Origin of the sequence: Polynucleobacter sp. AP-Kaivos-20-H2, assembly GCF_018882215.1 — a bacterium.
In the GTDB taxonomy this organism is placed as follows: Bacteria; Pseudomonadota; Gammaproteobacteria; order Burkholderiales; family Burkholderiaceae; genus Polynucleobacter.
Window position 1 is genome coordinate 306,427 of sequence record NZ_JACVOX010000002.1, and the last position, 16,025, is coordinate 322,451.

The 16,025-nt window shown below is 45.1% G+C and carries 21 protein-coding genes; 10 read left to right on the top strand and 11 right to left on the bottom strand.

The annotated features are described in order from the left end of the window. Positions 1–8 precede the first annotated feature (8 nt). Positions 9–302: a hypothetical protein gene (locus ICE89_RS05935; protein WP_072583151.1), complete on the top strand. Its 294-nt coding sequence runs from the start codon at positions 9–11 to the stop codon at positions 300–302. 65 nt (positions 303–367) lie between these two features. Here the strand turns inward: ICE89_RS05935 and ICE89_RS05940 are convergent, their stop codons facing one another. Continuing rightward, positions 368–1,381, bottom strand: a complete 1,014-nt coding sequence (locus ICE89_RS05940; RefSeq protein ID WP_216265201.1) for a D-glycerate dehydrogenase — start codon at positions 1,379–1,381, stop codon at positions 368–370. Between the two features lie 119 nt (positions 1,382–1,500). On the opposite strand from ICE89_RS05940, the gene fdxA reads away from it, so the two are divergent. The 5 genes from fdxA to ICE89_RS05965 all read left to right on the top strand — a co-directional run bounded on the left by fdxA (position 1,501) and on the right by ICE89_RS05965 (position 5,658). Beyond that, positions 1,501–1,824, top strand: a complete 324-nt coding sequence (gene fdxA, locus ICE89_RS05945) for a ferredoxin FdxA (protein ID WP_216122099.1) — start codon at positions 1,501–1,503, stop codon at positions 1,822–1,824. 20 nt (positions 1,825–1,844) lie between these two features. After that, a complete protein-coding gene (locus ICE89_RS05950) occupies positions 1,845–2,891 on the top strand; it encodes an FAD-dependent oxidoreductase (protein ID WP_216263966.1) in 1,047 nt (348 codons plus the stop codon). Positions 2,892–2,936: 45 nt separating this feature from the next. Continuing rightward, positions 2,937–3,731 carry a thymidylate synthase gene (locus ICE89_RS05955; RefSeq protein WP_216265202.1) on the top strand — a complete coding sequence of 265 codons (795 nt, stop codon included), beginning with the start codon at positions 2,937–2,939 and terminating at the stop codon, positions 3,729–3,731. Between the two features lie 11 nt (positions 3,732–3,742). Then, positions 3,743–4,231: a dihydrofolate reductase gene (locus tag ICE89_RS05960; protein ID WP_216265203.1), complete on the top strand. Its 489-nt coding sequence runs from the start codon at positions 3,743–3,745 to the stop codon at positions 4,229–4,231. 66 nt (positions 4,232–4,297) lie between these two features. Further along, a protein-coding gene (locus ICE89_RS05965) for an IS3 family transposase (protein WP_216265204.1) occupies positions 4,298–5,658 on the top strand; the annotation gives its coding sequence in 2 pieces (ribosomal slippage) (positions 4,298–4,757 and positions 4,757–5,658; 1,362 coding nt in all). 70 nt (positions 5,659–5,728) lie between these two features. Here the strand turns inward: ICE89_RS05965 and ICE89_RS05970 are convergent. Beyond that, complete coding sequence (locus ICE89_RS05970; RefSeq protein WP_255558726.1) at positions 5,729–6,571, bottom strand: peptidyl-prolyl cis-trans isomerase; 843 nt, start codon at positions 6,569–6,571, stop codon at positions 5,729–5,731. An 84-nt stretch (positions 6,572–6,655) separates the two neighbouring features. Here ICE89_RS05970 and ICE89_RS05975 point away from each other — a divergent pair, with 84 nt between their 5' ends. Next, positions 6,656–7,276, top strand: coding sequence for an SOS response-associated peptidase (locus ICE89_RS05975; RefSeq protein ID WP_216265205.1), 621 nt, complete (start codon positions 6,656–6,658; stop codon positions 7,274–7,276). Here ICE89_RS05975 and ICE89_RS05980 read toward each other — a convergent pair. From ICE89_RS05980 to ICE89_RS05995, 4 genes are all read right to left on the bottom strand, one after another. Continuing rightward, on the bottom strand, positions 7,273–7,599 hold the full coding sequence (locus tag ICE89_RS05980) for a hypothetical protein (protein WP_255558728.1): 327 nt from the start codon (positions 7,597–7,599) through the stop codon (positions 7,273–7,275). The genes ICE89_RS05975 and ICE89_RS05980 overlap by 4 nt on opposite strands. A gap of 30 nt (positions 7,600–7,629) precedes the next feature. Next, positions 7,630–8,235: a protein-methionine-sulfoxide reductase heme-binding subunit MsrQ gene (gene msrQ, locus ICE89_RS05985; protein WP_216265206.1), complete on the bottom strand. Its 606-nt coding sequence runs from the start codon at positions 8,233–8,235 to the stop codon at positions 7,630–7,632. A 92-nt stretch (positions 8,236–8,327) separates the two neighbouring features. Beyond that, positions 8,328–10,559, bottom strand: a complete 2,232-nt coding sequence (locus ICE89_RS05990) for a molybdopterin cofactor-binding domain-containing protein (RefSeq protein WP_216265207.1) — start codon at positions 10,557–10,559, stop codon at positions 8,328–8,330. A 10-nt stretch (positions 10,560–10,569) separates the two neighbouring features. Beyond that, complete coding sequence (locus ICE89_RS05995; protein ID WP_216265208.1) at positions 10,570–11,067, bottom strand: (2Fe-2S)-binding protein; 498 nt, start codon at positions 11,065–11,067, stop codon at positions 10,570–10,572. A 143-nt stretch (positions 11,068–11,210) separates the two neighbouring features. Here ICE89_RS05995 and ICE89_RS06000 point away from each other — a divergent pair, with 143 nt between their 5' ends. Next, on the top strand, positions 11,211–11,426 hold the full coding sequence (locus ICE89_RS06000; RefSeq protein ID WP_072583161.1) for a hypothetical protein: 216 nt from the start codon (positions 11,211–11,213) through the stop codon (positions 11,424–11,426). Here ICE89_RS06000 and ICE89_RS06005 read toward each other — a convergent pair whose 3' ends face one another. After that, entirely contained in the window at positions 11,427–11,714 is a 288-nt protein-coding gene (locus tag ICE89_RS06005) for a 4a-hydroxytetrahydrobiopterin dehydratase (RefSeq protein ID WP_216265209.1), read from the bottom strand. Between the two features lie 15 nt (positions 11,715–11,729). Continuing rightward, positions 11,730–12,455 (bottom strand): pseudouridine synthase, encoded by a 726-nt coding sequence (locus ICE89_RS06010; protein ID WP_216265210.1) that lies wholly within the window; start codon positions 12,453–12,455, stop codon positions 11,730–11,732. A gap of 103 nt (positions 12,456–12,558) precedes the next feature. Between ICE89_RS06010 and ICE89_RS06015 the strand changes: the two genes are divergently transcribed. Continuing rightward, on the top strand, positions 12,559–13,092 hold the full coding sequence (locus ICE89_RS06015; protein WP_216265211.1) for a DUF2889 domain-containing protein: 534 nt from the start codon (positions 12,559–12,561) through the stop codon (positions 13,090–13,092). Positions 13,093–13,095: 3 nt separating this feature from the next. On the opposite strand, the gene ICE89_RS06020 is transcribed toward ICE89_RS06015, so the two are convergent. Beyond that, positions 13,096–13,866 (bottom strand): SDR family oxidoreductase, encoded by a 771-nt coding sequence (locus ICE89_RS06020; protein WP_216265212.1) that lies wholly within the window; start codon positions 13,864–13,866, stop codon positions 13,096–13,098. Between the two features lie 56 nt (positions 13,867–13,922). Here ICE89_RS06020 and ICE89_RS06025 point away from each other — a divergent pair, with 56 nt between their 5' ends. Next, positions 13,923–14,720 carry a hypothetical protein gene (locus ICE89_RS06025; protein WP_255558730.1) on the top strand — a complete coding sequence of 266 codons (798 nt, stop codon included), beginning with the start codon at positions 13,923–13,925 and terminating at the stop codon, positions 14,718–14,720. Between the two features lie 28 nt (positions 14,721–14,748). Here the strand turns inward: ICE89_RS06025 and ICE89_RS06030 are convergent, their stop codons facing one another. Together ICE89_RS06030 and ICE89_RS06035 are read right to left on the bottom strand one after the other, a co-directional pair. Further along, the gene (locus ICE89_RS06030; RefSeq protein ID WP_216265213.1) at positions 14,749–15,303 is read right to left on the bottom strand and encodes an isochorismatase family protein; all 555 of its coding nucleotides are present in this window, start codon (positions 15,301–15,303) and stop codon (positions 14,749–14,751) included. 13 nt (positions 15,304–15,316) lie between these two features. Beyond that, positions 15,317–15,985 carry a TetR/AcrR family transcriptional regulator gene (locus ICE89_RS06035; RefSeq protein ID WP_255558732.1) on the bottom strand — a complete coding sequence of 223 codons (669 nt, stop codon included), beginning with the start codon at positions 15,983–15,985 and terminating at the stop codon, positions 15,317–15,319. Positions 15,986–16,025: the final 40 nt, after the last annotated feature.

Here is a 16,025-nt window from a genome sequence, read left to right on the forward strand (position 1 = left end):
GCGTCATTATGAAACTTAGCAAAAAAGAACTCGTCTTTCTAGACCCAATGCATACCGCCAAAACCTTAGTTTTGGTTTACCTCTGCTTCTCTGTACCGATTGTGTTGTTGGCTCTATTTGTAGCCTTCATTCGTGACGGTGCTATCCCAGGATTTACTGTGTTGTCCGCACTCATTCTCAATGCCCTGCTCGGGTTTGGATTGTTATGGATTGCCTGCAAAGTCTATAACTGGGTTGCTGGAAAATTCGGCGGTATTGAGTTAGCTTTGCGCGAACTGCCAGAAGAAATTGACGCTGAATAACTAACTTAATATTCGAAGCGAAGCTTCAAGTAATAAAGCCGAGTATGACTCGGCTTTATTTTTTGCTAAGCTTTGTAGACTTCTGCATTAATAAGACTGGGTGGTTTTTTTCCTGCAAGCGCTGCACGTAAATTATCTACTGCTAAATCCACCATCGCTCTACGTGTTTTTTCTGTAGCACTAGCAATGTGTGGAGCAAGTACTACGTTATTCAATTTTAATAGCTCGGGATGCACTTTGGGCTCGCCTTCGAATACATCTAAGCCGGCTGCAAAGATTCTTTTTTCCTTGAGAGCTTGAGCCAGAGCCGCATCATCCACAATGCCACCACGGGCAATGTTTATCAGGGTTGCCGTTGGTTTCATGAGAGCAATTTCTTTGGCGCCAATCGTATGATGACTCTCGGCGCTATAAGGCAACACCAGAACTACGTGATCAGCGGTGCGAAGCAATTCTTCTTTAGAAACATATGTAGCGCAACAGGCTTTTTCATCAGCCTCTGATAAATGGCTGCGGTTGTGATAAATCACATTCATACCAAAACCCAATGCGCGCTTTGCAATGCCTTGACCAATTCGACCCATACCAATAATGCCTACTGTACTGTGATGCAAATCCATGCCAAGAGGATTATTCACAATCGACCATTTGTCCCACTGTCCTGCCCGCACCCAGTGCTCAGATTCAGTTATACGTCTTGCGGTTGCCATCAATAAAGCAAAGCCAAAGTCAGCTGTTGTGTCAGTTAAAACATCTGGCGTATTGGTTGCCATCACTCCAACAGCAGTCATTACTGGCACATCAAAATTGTTATATCCCACAGAAATATTGGCCACCACCTTCAAATCATTAGCTTGAGCCAGAGCATTAGCATCAATTCTTTCGCTGCCAGTAACCAAAGCCCCTACAACCCCAGAGAGTTCTTTTTGCAACTCTTCAGGGCTAAAAATGCGATCCTCCTGATTGGATCTCACCTCAAAAGATTCCTCTAATTTGGCCAATGCCTCTGGAAAAATGGCTCTTGCCACCAAAATCTTGGGTTTTTGCTGATTAACTGGGCTATTGGGCTGTGTATTCATATTGGGAACTTTACCTCAAGTAAATAGACCCTTTCGCCTGAAAAATAGGCTATTTCAGCTAAAATTGAGCTTTTATAACCTAGCACCCGGCTTTTTGGGGCTCTTGAAACTAAACCGCCATGACTTACGTTGTTACCGAAGCCTGTATCCGTTGCAAATACACCGACTGCGTTGATGTTTGCCCAGTTGACTGCTTTCGCGAAGGTCCTAATTTTTTAGTGATTGATCCAGATGAATGCATCGATTGCGCAGTTTGCGTTCCAGAGTGTCCTGTTAACGCTATTTACGCTGAAGATGATGTCCCTGGTGACCAACAGGCATTCATCAAACTCAATGCTGAACTCTCTCCTTCTTGGACTTCGATTACCAAGTCCAAAGCAGCTCTTCCAGATGCCGAAGAATGGAAAGACGTCAAAAACAAACTTGATCAGCTAGTAAAGTAATTTTCTAGCCAAAGAAATTGGTGTCGAATAAACCTATAGAAACCGATGCCGTCATCATTGGCGCCGGTCCTGTGGGTCTCTTTCAGGTTTTTGAATTAGGCCTCTTAGAAATTAAAGCGCATGTAATTGATTCACTACCAGAGGTTGGTGGTCAATGTATTGAGTTATATCCAGATAAACCCATCTACGATATTCCTGCAATACCTGTCTGTACCGGTCGCGAACTCACTAACAATTTACTAAAGCAAATTGCACCCTTTGGCGCTCAATTTCATTTGGGTCAAGAGGTTGCTAAGCTTGAACCCCAAGCCGATGGCCGCTTTCTCATTAGCACCTCGCAAGACAATCATTTTCTGAGTAGAACTGTATTCATTGCTGGCGGTGTTGGGGCTTTTCAGCCACGTACCATCAACCTTGAGGGGATTGATATCTTTGTAGACAAACAGCTCTTCTATCACGTTAAAAATCCCGAGCAATTTGCGAGGAAAAGAATTGTGATTTGCGGAGGTGGAGATGCAGCTTTAGACTGGGCAATTCATTTTTCTGAAATTGCAGCCAGCGTTACCTTAATTCATCGTCGTGATGACTTCAAGGCTGCGCCAAAATCAATTGCCAGAATGCGCGAACTTTGTAATAGCAACCAGATGCAACTGCTGATCGGACAAGTGACTGCTTATGAATCGAAAGATGACTTACTTTCTGAGATCACCTTCACAAATATTGATGGCGAATCCAAACAAATTCCTTTAGACGATCTTCTAGTGTTCTATGGACTCTCTCCTAAGTTAGGCCCAATCGCCGAATGGGGTCTGAATATCGATCGCAAACAAATCTGCGTCGATACCGAGAAATTTCAAACCAGTATTCCTGGGATTTACGCTGTTGGCGATATCAATGTCTACCCCGGTAAGAAAAAATTGATTCTGTCTGGATTCCATGAGGCAGCTCTTGCCGCCTTTGCTGCCGCAGCATACCTAAACCCCGAAAAACAGATTCAACTCCAGTACACAACCACCTCCCCCAAGCTTCACAAGGCCTTGGGGGTGAAGTCGCCCACATTCGAGTAAGCTATCCTTAATTCGTTAATACATAACCACTTTTAGCCAATCTATATGCATCAATATCACGATCTAATGAAAGAAGTCCTCGCCAAGGGGGTTCAAAAGTCCGACAGGACCGGCACTGGCACAGTCTCCGTATTTGGACACCAGATGCGCTTTAACTTGGCGGATGGCTTTCCTATGGTGACCACCAAGAAGCTTCACTTGAAGTCAATCATCTATGAATTACTCTGGTTCCTCAAAGGTAGCACGAACAATAACTGGCTGAAAGAGCGCGGCGTATCCATCTGGAACGAATGGGCAGCACCCGATGGTGATTTAGGTCCCATCTACGGTTATCAGTGGCGCTCATGGCCAGCGCCGAATGGTCAGCACATCGATCAAATCTCTGAGGTGGTTGAGACGATCAAAAAGAATCCAGACTCACGTCGCATCATTGTTTCTGCGTGGAACGTAGCCGATATTCCTCGCATGGCTTTAGCACCTTGCCACGCTTTCTTTCAGTTTTATGTCGCCGATGGCAAGTTGTCATGCCAACTCTACCAACGTAGTGCGGATATTTTCTTGGGTGTGCCATTTAATATTGCTAGTTATGCATTGCTCACGCACATGATGGCGCAACAATGTAATTTGGAAGTGGGTGACTTTGTTTGGACCGGCGGTGATTGTCATCTATATAGCAACCATCTAGAGCAAGTGGAACTTCAGTTATCTCGTGATTTTTTCCCGCTACCGAAGCTCAGTATTTTGCGCAAACCAGATTCTATTTTTGACTATGAATTTGAAGACTTCGAAATCATCGGCTATGAATCCCATCCTCACATTAAAGCTCCTGTAGCTATTTAAGAATCGTATTCATGACTCAACCTGCTATTTCTATGATTGTTGCGCGCTCACGCAATCACGTCATTGGCCGTGATAATCAAATGCCCTGGAAGATCTCGGCTGATTTGCAGTTTTTCAAGCGCGTCACCATGGGGCACCCCGTGATTATGGGTCGCAAGACTTGGGAATCCATTGGGCGTCCCCTGCCTGGACGTCGCAATATCGTAGTAAGCCGCAATGCAGCTTATGAGGCTACTGGCGGCGAATTAGTCGGATCTCTCGATGAAGCCTTGAAGAGTTTGAGTGAATTCCCACGTGTTTTTGTCATTGGTGGTGAACAACTCTTCACGCAGGCATTTCCTAAAGCAGATCGACTCTATATTACGGAGATTAATATGGATGTTGATGGGGGCGATACTTTCTTTACGGTTCCAAATGAATCTGAATGGAAAGAAGTGGAGCGTACTCCTGGCTCCGAGGGCGATATTACGTTTAGCTTCATTACGCTAGAGCGAAAATAAAAAAGGACTCCGCTGAACTGACCCACAAAAGTTGGACATCAAATCCAACTCAAAAGGGTCAGCCTCATGTCCAAATACAGCAAAGACTTTAAGCTAGAAGTCATTCATCACTATCTGTCAGGTAAAGAAGGATTTACCGCAACGGCAAAACGGTATGGCGTTAAATTTACCTATGTCCGCACATGGGTTCATGCCTTTAAAGCTCATGGTCAAAAAAGTCTAACCAAGACTTACACTCATCACCCCAGTGCCTTTAAGCTTGCCGTACTCAAGGTAATGGCGCAAGATCAGCTCTCCATTAATCAAGCGGCAGCCCACTTTAATATCGCCTCTCCCAGCACTATCTCCGTATGGCAACGCCTCTACAATGAAGGCGGTATTACAGCCCTAGAACCTAAACCCAAGGGACGGCCACCCATGTCAAAACGAAGTGAGATCCAAGCACTCCTAGCTAAACCTTCAGAGCAGCTTACGCATGAAGAACTCTTGCTGAAGTCGCACTATTTAGAGGTGGAGAACGCTTACTTAAAAAAGCTCGAAGCCTTAGCTCAGCAAAAGTACTTGGCAAACAAGAACAGGTCCAAGTCGTCACCGAGTTAAGGCAGCAGTACCCTTTGCAAACTATCCTAGGCATTGCCAATATGGCCAGGAGTGTCTACTACTACCAGCTAAGTGCTAGTGCTAAAGTCGACCCCTATCTGGATGCTAAGACTCAAATTGGCGCAATCTACCATCGCCACAAGGGCTGCTATGGCTATCGGCGAGTCCATTTAGAGCTGAGCAACCAACATCGTTACCTTGATCCCAAGACCGTACAAAAGCTGATGGGGCAACTAGGGCTTAAATCCCTTGTTAGACCTAAACGCTATCAGTCCTATAAAGGCGGTATTGGTAAGGTAGCACCCAACTTATTAGAGCGTAACTTTGCGGCCAGTAAACCCAATCAGAAGTGGGTTACTGATGTGACGGAGTTCAACATCAGGGGTGAGAAGGTATACCTCTCGCCGATCTTAGATCTTTATAACCAAGAGATCGTCTCCTATGAGATTAGCGATCGGCCACAGATTAGCAGCGTCATGCAGATGCTCCAAAGCGCATTTAAACAACTGGGACCAAAAGACAAACCCATGCTGCACTCAGATCAGGGCTGGCAATATCAAATGGGGTTTTATCAACAGGCTATAAAGAAACAAGGCATTACTCAAAGCATGTCTAGAAAAGGTAACTGCTTAGACAACGCAGTGATGGAAAACTGGTTTGGGATTATGAAAACAGAGTTCTTCTATCGGAAGAGGTTTGAAAGTATCGAATCATTTAAAACGGAGCTTAAGGAATACATCCACTACTACAACCATGATCGGATCAAACAAAAACTAAAGGGATTGAGCCCGGTTCATTACCGAACTCAATCCCTTCTGGTAACCTAATTAAACTGTCCAACTTTTGTGGGTCAGTTCACGCGGAGTCCTTTTTCTATAGCGTAGTGCTGAAGCTTTTTTACTGAACAACAATCTTTGCATCTTTTGCAATCTGACCTAAGAATTCATATTGCTTTCTTTGAGTCATACCAGCACGAATAGCTGCCTTAGCTTGCTCGAATGCTGGCGGCTTGCTTGATTTCTTATCTTCTAACTTGATTAAATACCAACCTTGTTGCATCTGAATTGGGGCTGGTGAAACCTGACCTTTAGAAAGAGTCATCAATACAGAAGCTAATTGTGGCGCTACTTGCCCAGGCTGAATCCAACCTACAGCACCGCCTTGCACCTTATTTGGCGCCAAAGAAACACTCTTAGCAACCTTATCAAATGACTCCCCTTTTTTAATGCGCGCCAATGCTGCTTGTGCATCAGCTTCAGTAGCGACAGTGATATCGCTCACCTTGTATTCATTAATCATCCCTTGAGGACCTAAGGATGCAACCTCTTTGTTGTACTCAGCCTGAACATCAGCATCAGTAATTGGGTTTTTAGCCATATATGTAGACAACTCGAGATCCGCCAAATAGTTCTGACGAATCATCATCAGTTGTGTGTTGGCTTTTTCTGAATTTGCTAAACCATCTTTTTCCGCCTGCTGCGAAAGTAAGAGCACTTCAATGTACTTCTCAATCACTACTTTGCGCAATTCTGGAGAATCCTTTTGCCCTTGAGAAAGGGCAACTTTAATTCCCTGCTCCACCATGTCATTGGTAATGATGGTTCCATTAACAGAAGCTGCTGCATTAATGGGCAATCCACTCTGTTGCGCATAAGTGCCGCTAACAAGCGCGCTCGTCAATACACCTGCGGCAATCAAGCGCACTACCATTAGATTGAATACAGAGGAAAAAGGTTTCATAAGGGAGATATCTTTCTAAAATTTAACCTCAATAGTACCAGTAGGTATGGGTCAAACCTGAATAAGCCACAGTAAAATGTACCTATGTGCGTTCAATATCTCACTACCGTAAATGTTGATTGGGTAAAAACCCACTTTGACCTCGATTTACCGACATCAACCGTTCACGATGTATTTCCGACCTACCCAGGCCCCATCATCCTCAAAAGTCACAATACCGACCGTACCGCCATTGGCTTGGCACGCTTTGGCTTATTACCATCATGGGCTAAAGAAGAAACCTTCGGCAGAAAAACCTATAGCGCAAGAGCTGAAACGGTAGCCGAAAAGCCCTCTTACAAGTTCGCCTGGACCAAGCGGCATTACGCATTAGCCTTGGCGGATGCTTTTTATGAGCCTTGTTATGAATCTGGTAAAGCAGTCCGGACTACTATCAAGCAAGCCAATCAAGAACCGATGGCCATTGCTTCTATCTGGGATACTTGGACTGAATCAGAAACTGGTGAGCTCATCGTTTCATTTTCCATGCTCACAATTAATGCCAGCAATCACCCGGTGATGCAGCGCATGCATAAACCCGAAGATGAGAAACGTACCGTAGTGCCGTTGCGACCTGAACTCTTTGATGCGTGGCTCAACGCCACACCAGAGGAAGCGCAAGCGCTATTAACAATAGACTCTATTCCCAAACTAACGCTAGCCTAAAAAGTAATAACGGGCTTTGTAGCTTGATAGGGGTCGGCTGATTGCGCTTCTATTGCCTCTGACTCTTCTTCACCCTGGGGTTGCTTGTAATATTTTGCATCCGATGCGCGCTCTTTAGCTATACGAGCATCTTCTGCTCTTGGATCTACCGGACCAAACGGCCCCTCAACCGGAGACAGGGACTGCCTATTGAATTCCTGCACCTGCCCTGGAGTATATGGGGAATAAGTCGTTGACCCAGGGGGTAAGGAAGGAGTTTGAGAGCAGGCCGAAACACCCATCAATAACAGGAGTGGACTTAGTTTCGAAAAGAATGTATTCATGAGGCCCATTGTATGGCAGCAGTCATTACTTCATCTGGGCAAATTACTTCGACAACTCTGGAGAGCATTTTTGACTACGGGGATACGGCAGATCAGCAATAGCAAAATAACCGCCCCATAAATCGAGACTATTCCCAAATCATTTTTACCTGCCTTATGCCACCAATAATGAACTATTGCAGTACATGCGATTAAATACACCAGTTTATGCAACAAAGTCCAACGTCTACCCAATTGACGCACAGCCCATTGGTTTGACGTCAGCGCTAGGGGTGTTAACAATACTAAAGTTAGAAAGCCCATCGTAATGAAGGGGCGCTTTACAACATCACTCCACATGGACTGAATGTTTAAATTCTGATCCAACCAGAACCAAATCGAAAAGTGGATGCAAGCGTAGAAGAAACAAAAAAGTCCCAACATACGACGTAACTTGATCCAAGCAGTCAAACCCGTCATTAAGCGTAAGGGGGTCATCGCCAGGGTAATACACAGAAAAACCAATGCCCAAGTACCAGTGGATCGGGTGATAAATTCAATTGGGTTAGCACCCAGGCCTTCGTGGTCGCCAAGCCAAACTAAGCGGGCTAGCGGTAACAAAGAAAGCAAGAAGACCGAAATCTTAATCAAATTCATAAACCATATTAAACGACCCCAGAGATTCAAAATCAATGGGGTCGTTTAATCGATTGAGATGCGATCATACTTAAGCTGAACTTCCTCTAAAACTAAGCCAAACTCAACCCCTCCTTGCTCAGCGGGAAGTTTCGAACTGGTCTACCAATCGCAGCAGAAATAGCATTCGCAACGGCTGGACCAACCACGCAAATCGTTGGCTCACCTACTCCACCCCAAAAATCATAAGTTGGAACTAAGACTGTTTCGATCCTTGGTGTAGACGATAACTTCAATATTGGGTAGGTATCCAGATTCTGCTGTTTGATGCGGCCTTTTTCTACAGAGATCTCTGGCAAGAAAATTGCGCCCAATGCCATCGCCACAGAACCTTCAATTTGCTCTCGGGTTAAGTAAGGATTAACGACATGTCCCGAATTTAAGGCAAACACCAAACGCGTAACCTTCACGACATTATTCTGTACAGTCACCTCAGCAACGCAAGCAGAGTAACTGGCATAGCCCATGAACTGAGCAACGCCACGATAGGTTCCTGATGGCAATGGTTTATCCCAATCCGCCTTCTTCGCGGCAGCGTTAAGAACGCCCAAATGCTTTGGATGACTTTGCATGAGCGCCTGCCTAAATTTCACAGGATCCTTACCTGCTGCCTTAGCGCACTCATCCATAAAGCATTCCATGAAGATGCCGTTTTGGTTGGTGTTTACGCCACGCCATGGGCCAACCGGCACATGAGTATTCTTCATCACATATTCTGTTAGGAGTGTCGGGAAGGTGTAGCCCAGCTGAGCATCAGGGCCCTTCTCATAAAAGCCTTGGAGCTGACGTTCATCTTTACCATTTTTGATAGCCTGTGGTGCTAATGTGGCATTAATCGATTGGCCGGCAACCTTAATATGCATACCCGTCAAATTGCCTGACCCATCTACACCAGCAGTCATCTTTGCCATTGCTATCGGATGGTAGTAATCATGAGTCATATCTTCTTCACGACTCCAGATGACTTTGACCGGGACCCCTGGAAACTTTTGCGCTACTTTAGCAGCAAAGGTTGTGAAGTCTTGCGTGGAGCCGCGACGACCCAGGCCACAACCAGAATCTAATTTATACACTTCACAATTTGCGAGTGGTAAGCCAGTAGCTTCAGATAAAGCTGCGTGAGATCCCTCACCATTTTGAGTTGGCACCCAAGCCTCTGCACGATCACCCGTAATTTTGACGGTGGCATTCATAGGCTCCATCGTGACGTGTGCACGATAAGGCGTGTAATAGATGGCCTCTACTTTTTTAGCGGCGCTATTGATGGCGGCAGGTGCATCGCCCTCCTTACGCTGCCAAAAATCACCTTCTTCATCTAAACCATCACGTAACATTTTATTGATGCCATCTTGTGACACAGTGGCAGCTTTACCCTCATCCCAGACAATGGGCAACGCATTAAGCGCTGTGTTTGCATGCCACCAGGTATCAGCTACTACCGCTACAGTACTGTCATCAATCTTGACTACACCCTTCACACCACGCATCTCTTTAATTTTGGCTTCGTCATAACTTACCAATTTGCCACCAAAGACAGGGCAAGCTTTTACAGAAGCGCAGAGCATGCCCGGAAGCTGTAAATCAACGCCATATACTTTTGATCCATTAACCTTATTGGCAGTATCTAAACGTGCATAGGGCTGTCCAGCAACTTTCCAGTCTCGAGGATCCCGTAAGGTAATCGACTTTGGATCAGGTGGAGTCAAGGTAGATGCCAGCTCGGCCACTTTGCCGTAGGTGGTTTTGCGACCTGTTGCTTTATGAGTGATAACACCTTTATCTACGGTCAACTCTGTTACGGGCACATCCCACTGATTGGCTGCCGCCTGCATCAACATCATACGAGCTGCTGCTGCGCCACGACGCACATAATCTTCGGAGATGCGAATGCCGCGGCTACCACCAGTCCCGTGCTCACCCCACACGCGCTTGCGCGCTAAACTTTGTCCTGGCGTGGCTGATTGAGTTTTAACCTTCTTCCAATTGCACTCGAGCTCCTCGGTAACTAATTGAGCAAGGCCTGTGCGTGTTCCTTGACCCATCTCTGATCGAGCAATTCTGATGTAGACAGTATCGTCAGGCTTAATACTGACCCAAGCGTTGACTTCAGCTTCACCTGCTTGCAGCGGTGTATTTGGATCGTATTTAGGGCCTGCTTGAGCAAATGCTAAATCAGGCAAGGCACCTATCCCCAACATAAGCCCACCACCCAACATGGTGCCCTTGACGATGAAATCACGACGAGAAGGATTTTCCAAATTCAGAGTTTGTTTTTGTGTTGTCATGTTCTTCTCCTTAACCACGTGTCGCAGGAGTGGCGTTGTACTGCGCTAAAATATCCGCCAACTTCTTTTGACCGGAGGCAACATGAATTCCATCTCGAATCTTTTGGTACGTTCCACAACGGCATAGATTGCCCATGGCATTGTCGATATCGGCATCAGTTGGCTTTGGATTTCTCTTTAAGAGAGCGGCGGCTGCCATGATTTGACCTGATTGGCAATAACCGCACTGAGGCACATCGAGTGCAACCCAAGCTTGCTGTACTGGATGCGTATTGTTTTTAGAGAGCGCTTCAATGGTGGTAATTTTGGCTTTACCAACAGCAGATACCGGAATTGAACAGGAGCGAACTGGCTCACCATTGAGATAGACAGTACAGGCCCCACATTGCGCAACACCACAACCATATTTCGTGCCAGTGAGCCCCACCACCTCCCGAATAGCCCACAACAAGGGCATATTCGGCTCCACATCAATATTCTGAACCTGACCATTAATGTTTAACTGCATGTTGTCTCCTATGGTTTTCTTTTCAAAAGACTATAAATCATTCTGGACTTTTTGCGCTCGCACATAAATGTCTCGGTCTAGGGCAAAACCCTATCGAACCAGACTGTAATTTGCTATCCTGAAGCCTCAAATTAAGGATAAATATGACCGAAGAAAACCAAACCCAAAACGATGAAGATTTTGACTATGGGTGCGAGTGTGCAATGACCTTGCTCAACGAGCCTACTGAGGATCGCCTAAATGACTTAATTGATGATTTAGATGAAGATGGCATGATCTCCACCGAAGTGGTTTATGGCCTACTAGCTACCATCCTCATGAGCATGAATGAGGAAGAGCACGAAGGTGAAGAGCACTAATTAGCGTTGGTTTACTTGGGAAGCAAAGGTATCCATTGCCTTTGCTAACTGAACATCTAATGCAGTTAGGGCATCCGCTGAATGGGTGGTCAACTCGACCTTCACCTTATTCCAAGAGTTCGACCAGTCGGGATGATGGCCAATGTCTTCGGCACACTGGGCGCAGAGCGTCATAAATTCAAAAGCTTGCTTAAAGTCTAGAAATACAAATTCTCGCGTAATTTTCTTGCCGCTGATATCAAGAAACCATGAAGGAATTTCTTGCTCCAAATCGAAGTGATTAACCATCAAAATAAATTTCCTTTAAGTAGAGATGCTTTGAGAAAGCTGCTTTAAATCTTCTGGATAGAGCCAGCGCCATTCACCTTCCACTAAATCAGCGGGTATTTTGTATGCTCCGATTTCAGTACGGTGCAGTTTGGCAACATGATTTCCCACTGCAGCCATCATGCGTTTTACTTGGTGATAGCGACCTTCAACAATAGTCATTGCCAGCACATGATCAGAAATGAGTTTGCATGCAGAAGCGAAGCAAGGCTTTGGATCATCATCAAGTACAACACCATTCATAAGGTGGTCGATTTGTCTCTGAGTAATAGGCTCTGGTGTAGTGATCTCATAAACCTTGCCAATATTTTTCTTGGGAGTAGTCATCTTATGAATAAATTGACCGTCATCTGAGATCAACAGCAAGCCAGTCGTGTCATAGTCTAAGCGTCCCACACATTGCAAACCTCTTTCCACAAAGGGGCTGGGTAACAAACTGTAGACACTGGGGTGATGTGTTGTCTTGTGCGAACACTCGTAATTGGCTGGCTTGTTAAATGCGAGATAGGCTTTCTCGTGATATTCCCAATCCCTACCCTCAACATTAAGAATCAAATTTTCAGGGGCGATTCTTTGCTCTGGGTCTTCAGCTAAAACGCCATTTACTTTCACCAGTTCGGCATATACCAAATCACTACAATAGCGACGGGTACCAAAGCCTTGGCTAAAAAGAATTTTTTCTAGGGGAATCGGTTTTGCCATATGCTGCAGAGCATACTACAGAGGAGACTTTCATTGGATTGATCATTTGCTCCTTGTAATTCATTATCATTGAGTATTCCCGCTATTTCTAGACGCCATCACAATGCTCTCCAAGCCAAAACCACGCTCTTTATTACATAATCGAGAAATTACCTTTCAAGGTTATGCAAGAGAGGATGGCCTTTGGGATATCGAGGGTCATCTGAAGGATTTCAAAACCAATCCTTTTCAGACCACAGCAAAAACCTGGCAACCAGGCGAAGCTTTTCATGACATGTGGGTGCGCGTCACGCTTAACCAAGATTTTGTTATTCAAGCGATTGAAGCCGTCATGGATGGGCAGCCTCATTCAGAATGCTCGACAGCCATTCCACCGATGGATGGCTTAGTTGGGGAGCGTATTGGTAAAGGCTGGCGCAGAACCATTGATACCCACCTAGGCGGCATTAAAGGGTGCACGCATTTACGTGAGCTTCTCGTCACTCTTGCTACAGCGGCCTACCAATCCATCCCCGGTGCATTCTTTGATCCGGAAGGCAATAAACCGCCTCTTTACTTAGGCACCTGCAAATCATGGGACTTTGATGGCCCTGTTGTGATGCGTGTCTATCCCAAGTTTTATCGCTGGAAGCCTTAAGTCTTATAAAGCACCACGATGCAAAGTAGTACCAGCAAAGGATTGTTGAACCGGCATCACCTCAAGCGCATTGATATTCATATGGGCAGGTAAGTTGGCAGTCCAATAAATTGCTTCCGCAATATCATCTGCACTTAAAGCATGAACGCCTTCATAGACTTTTTCTGCTTTTGCATCATCACCTTTAAATCGAACATTAGAATATTCAGTACCTGAGCTGAGACCCGGCTCCACACAAGTAACGCGCAAAGGTGTTCCGATTAAATCAGCGCGTAAATTTAAGCTAAATTGCTTTACAAATGCCTTAGTCGAACCATAGACATTACTACCGGGGTAGGGATAGAGCCCCGCTACCGATCCTATATTAATCACGTGACCACACTTACGCTCGACCATGCCGGGAAGAAAAGCTCTGGTCATATGAACCAATCCTTTGATATTGGTATCAATCATTTGATCCCAATCGGAAATCTTTGCCTGATAAGCTGGCTCCAAGCCTAAAGCAAGGCCAGCATTATTTACCAGAACAGTCACTTTAGAAAACTCTACCGGTAGAGTACTAGCCAGAACATCCACTTGAGCACTATCGCAAACATCCAGTACCAAGGTAAGGAGTTTTTTCTGTTGCACGGCGGGCAAGGAGTTATTTAAAACCTCCAAGCGATCGAGCCTTCTTCCAACAGCAATCACCTGATGCCCATGAGCTAAAAAACGTCGGGCAGTTGCCTCACCAAATCCTGCAGTAGCGCCAGTAATCAATACAGTATGTTCCATACTTCCTCTTGAAATTGATAATAAATAGTCGGTTTTAATTTAATATTAATGCCTATATGGTAATCCCGCGCGCACTCATCTTTACTTTCTTTTGCATTACAACCGCCTTAGTGAGCGCCGCCGAGGAGCCCTCTTCTGCACCCATTTTAGGGCTCATCAATACTTCCCAAGAACGACTGCAAGATCACGTCCTAGAATTCTGGGGCTATCATGAATACGAGGGGTCACAGAACAATGTCAATACCCTTAAGTTACGTTACTACAACCCCCTCAATATTGGGGATTGGCATGGGACGATGAGACTGGATACTGCCTATACTCAAAACACGGGGCCACAACAAACAGCGCAATCGACTAGTGCCTATTCACCAAACAATGCAATGCTCACCATTTGGGGCGGTAAAGAAGGTTGGCTAGGTAATATTGGAGCACGTATTATTGCCCCACTTAGCAATACAGGGCAATGGCTGGCAGGTCCTCAAGTAAGCACCTCCTTTAAGCCCGCTACTAGCGGACAAAATTTACTTGCAGACATCTCGCCGCTAGCTAGATATATGATTGGCTTTAACTCAAAGGCGCAGTCTGGCACCAGTCCACCCCCACTAGCCAGCCGTCTTGAACTGTACCCAACTATAGGACTGAACTTAGGACCCAGCACTCAGCTTCGCCTCTGGGATGAAAATGGCGCTATCTATAACGCCGCAGGGGGAGGTTGGTTTGTGCCAATTGATGGAATGGTCACTCAGCGCATTAATAAAAATCTATTAATCGCTATTGGTGGAGCCAAACAAATCATCCAAACATACCAACTCTACAGTTGGACTGTCTATGGGAAGATCTCACTCAGCTTCTAGAGTCAGTATTTAGTACTCAGTAGATTTTTTAGTCTTTTAAAACTCGACTTTTAATCAACTGCAAAATATTTTTAAATTGAGCATGCCTAGAGTTTTGCAGCCACTCGAAGACAATCATCTCAGTACTCAGCATTGCAATGCCTTGCTGTTGCATGCGCGCTATACCAAGCATCTTATCGTTTGGCGATCTACTACCACAAGCTTCCGGTATCACGGCCACCTCAAAACTTTTTTCTCTTAAACCTAATGCAGTCTGCATTAGACAGACATGTGTTTCGCAACCAGCTAGCACTACTTGATTATTTAAAGGGTTCACTTTTTGAATCAACTCCAACAAACCATTTTTTGTTGCATCAAATGAAAACTTTAAAAGAGTTTGATCACAACAACCGCGAATTCTCCGGTCATTGGGCCCTAAGCCTTCTGGATTTTGCTCAGTTCCAAAGATAGGAATGTCTAAAATTCTTGTAAGCTTTGCTAAAAATAAAGCCTCATCAACTACAGATTCTCCATTATGAATACTGGGAAGAAGGCGGGTTTGATAATCAACCAGAATCAGTACGCTAGTAGTTGGATTAAACATGGATTTTATAAAATTAATTTTTCTTAGTAGTCTTTGGCAGACGAAGGGCTAAGCCATCTAAATAATGCATGATTAATTCATCGGCACCTTTACCGAACATCCGAATACGACCCGTGTGATTCAAAAGTAGTACACCTACAATATGCGCAAAGATAGCCGTAACCTCTGTATCGACTTCTTTTTTACTACACCCCAACTTACTTAATGCAAGCTCTTGAGGGCGCAAGGCATCCCTTAGTCGGGCGTTAAGCTCGACGTCCCACTCATTTGTCAGTCCACGCGGCTTCAGGCCCTGAAAAAGATAAAATCCCAAATCTAAATCACGCGGGTTATCTCTATAGAATTGGTAGAACGCTAGGGCACTTTTTTGCAAGGCAAAAAAATTATTTTTCGGAGTATCTACCGCTTTTGTAGGCGCCGCTAACTCGGAATCATTAATACAATCATTCAAACGCTCTAAAGACTCGGCGAGTAAAGCGCCATAGATCTCTTCCTTACTTGTGAAGTAGCTGTATATTGCCCCTGGGGTATATCCTGCGCGCCTGGCAATCTCTCGCATACTGACAGCCTCCAGACCAAATTCAATAAAGACCGATCTAGCCGCACTCAAAATCTGGCCACGCTTAATATCAACGAGGGCTTGCCTACGAAGATCTTGAGCTTTAGTGCTGGCGCTATTCATACAATAATTATACATACGTTCATATTATTGAACACTGTTC

Bases quoted from the DNA above. Each gene is read 5' to 3' on its own strand.
- fdxA (WP_216122099.1), top strand. From the start codon at position 1,501: ATGACTTACGTTGTTACCGAAGCCTGTATCCGTTGCAAATACACCGAC.
- ICE89_RS05955 (WP_216265202.1), top strand. From the start codon at position 2,937: ATGCATCAATATCACGATCTAATGAAAGAAGTCCTCGCCAAGGGGGTT.
- ICE89_RS05990 (WP_216265207.1), bottom strand. From the start codon at position 10,559: ATGACAACACAAAAACAAACTCTGAATTTGGAAAATCCTTCTCGTCGT.
- ICE89_RS05935 (WP_072583151.1), top strand. From the start codon at position 9: ATGAAACTTAGCAAAAAAGAACTCGTCTTTCTAGACCCAATGCATACC.
- ICE89_RS06030 (WP_216265213.1), bottom strand. From the start codon at position 15,303: ATGTTTAATCCAACTACTAGCGTACTGATTCTGGTTGATTATCAAACC.
- ICE89_RS06010 (WP_216265210.1), bottom strand. From the start codon at position 12,455: ATGGCAAAACCGATTCCCCTAGAAAAAATTCTTTTTAGCCAAGGCTTT.
- ICE89_RS06000 (WP_072583161.1), top strand. From the start codon at position 11,211: ATGACCGAAGAAAACCAAACCCAAAACGATGAAGATTTTGACTATGGG.
- ICE89_RS06025 (WP_255558730.1), top strand. From the start codon at position 13,923: ATGGTAATCCCGCGCGCACTCATCTTTACTTTCTTTTGCATTACAACC.
- ICE89_RS06020 (WP_216265212.1), bottom strand. From the start codon at position 13,866: ATGGAACATACTGTATTGATTACTGGCGCTACTGCAGGATTTGGTGAG.
- ICE89_RS05975 (WP_216265205.1), top strand. From the start codon at position 6,656: ATGTGCGTTCAATATCTCACTACCGTAAATGTTGATTGGGTAAAAACC.
- msrQ (WP_216265206.1), bottom strand. From the start codon at position 8,235: ATGAATTTGATTAAGATTTCGGTCTTCTTGCTTTCTTTGTTACCGCTA.
- ICE89_RS06035 (WP_255558732.1), bottom strand. From the start codon at position 15,985: ATGAATAGCGCCAGCACTAAAGCTCAAGATCTTCGTAGGCAAGCCCTC.
- ICE89_RS06005 (WP_216265209.1), bottom strand. From the start codon at position 11,714: ATGGTTAATCACTTCGATTTGGAGCAAGAAATTCCTTCATGGTTTCTT.
- ICE89_RS05940 (WP_216265201.1), bottom strand. From the start codon at position 1,381: ATGAATACACAGCCCAATAGCCCAGTTAATCAGCAAAAACCCAAGATT.
- ICE89_RS05995 (WP_216265208.1), bottom strand. From the start codon at position 11,067: ATGCAGTTAAACATTAATGGTCAGGTTCAGAATATTGATGTGGAGCCG.
- ICE89_RS06015 (WP_216265211.1), top strand. From the start codon at position 12,559: ATGCTCTCCAAGCCAAAACCACGCTCTTTATTACATAATCGAGAAATT.
- ICE89_RS05970 (WP_255558726.1), bottom strand. From the start codon at position 6,571: ATGAAACCTTTTTCCTCTGTATTCAATCTAATGGTAGTGCGCTTGATT.
- ICE89_RS05980 (WP_255558728.1), bottom strand. From the start codon at position 7,599: ATGAATACATTCTTTTCGAAACTAAGTCCACTCCTGTTATTGATGGGT.
- ICE89_RS05960 (WP_216265203.1), top strand. From the start codon at position 3,743: ATGACTCAACCTGCTATTTCTATGATTGTTGCGCGCTCACGCAATCAC.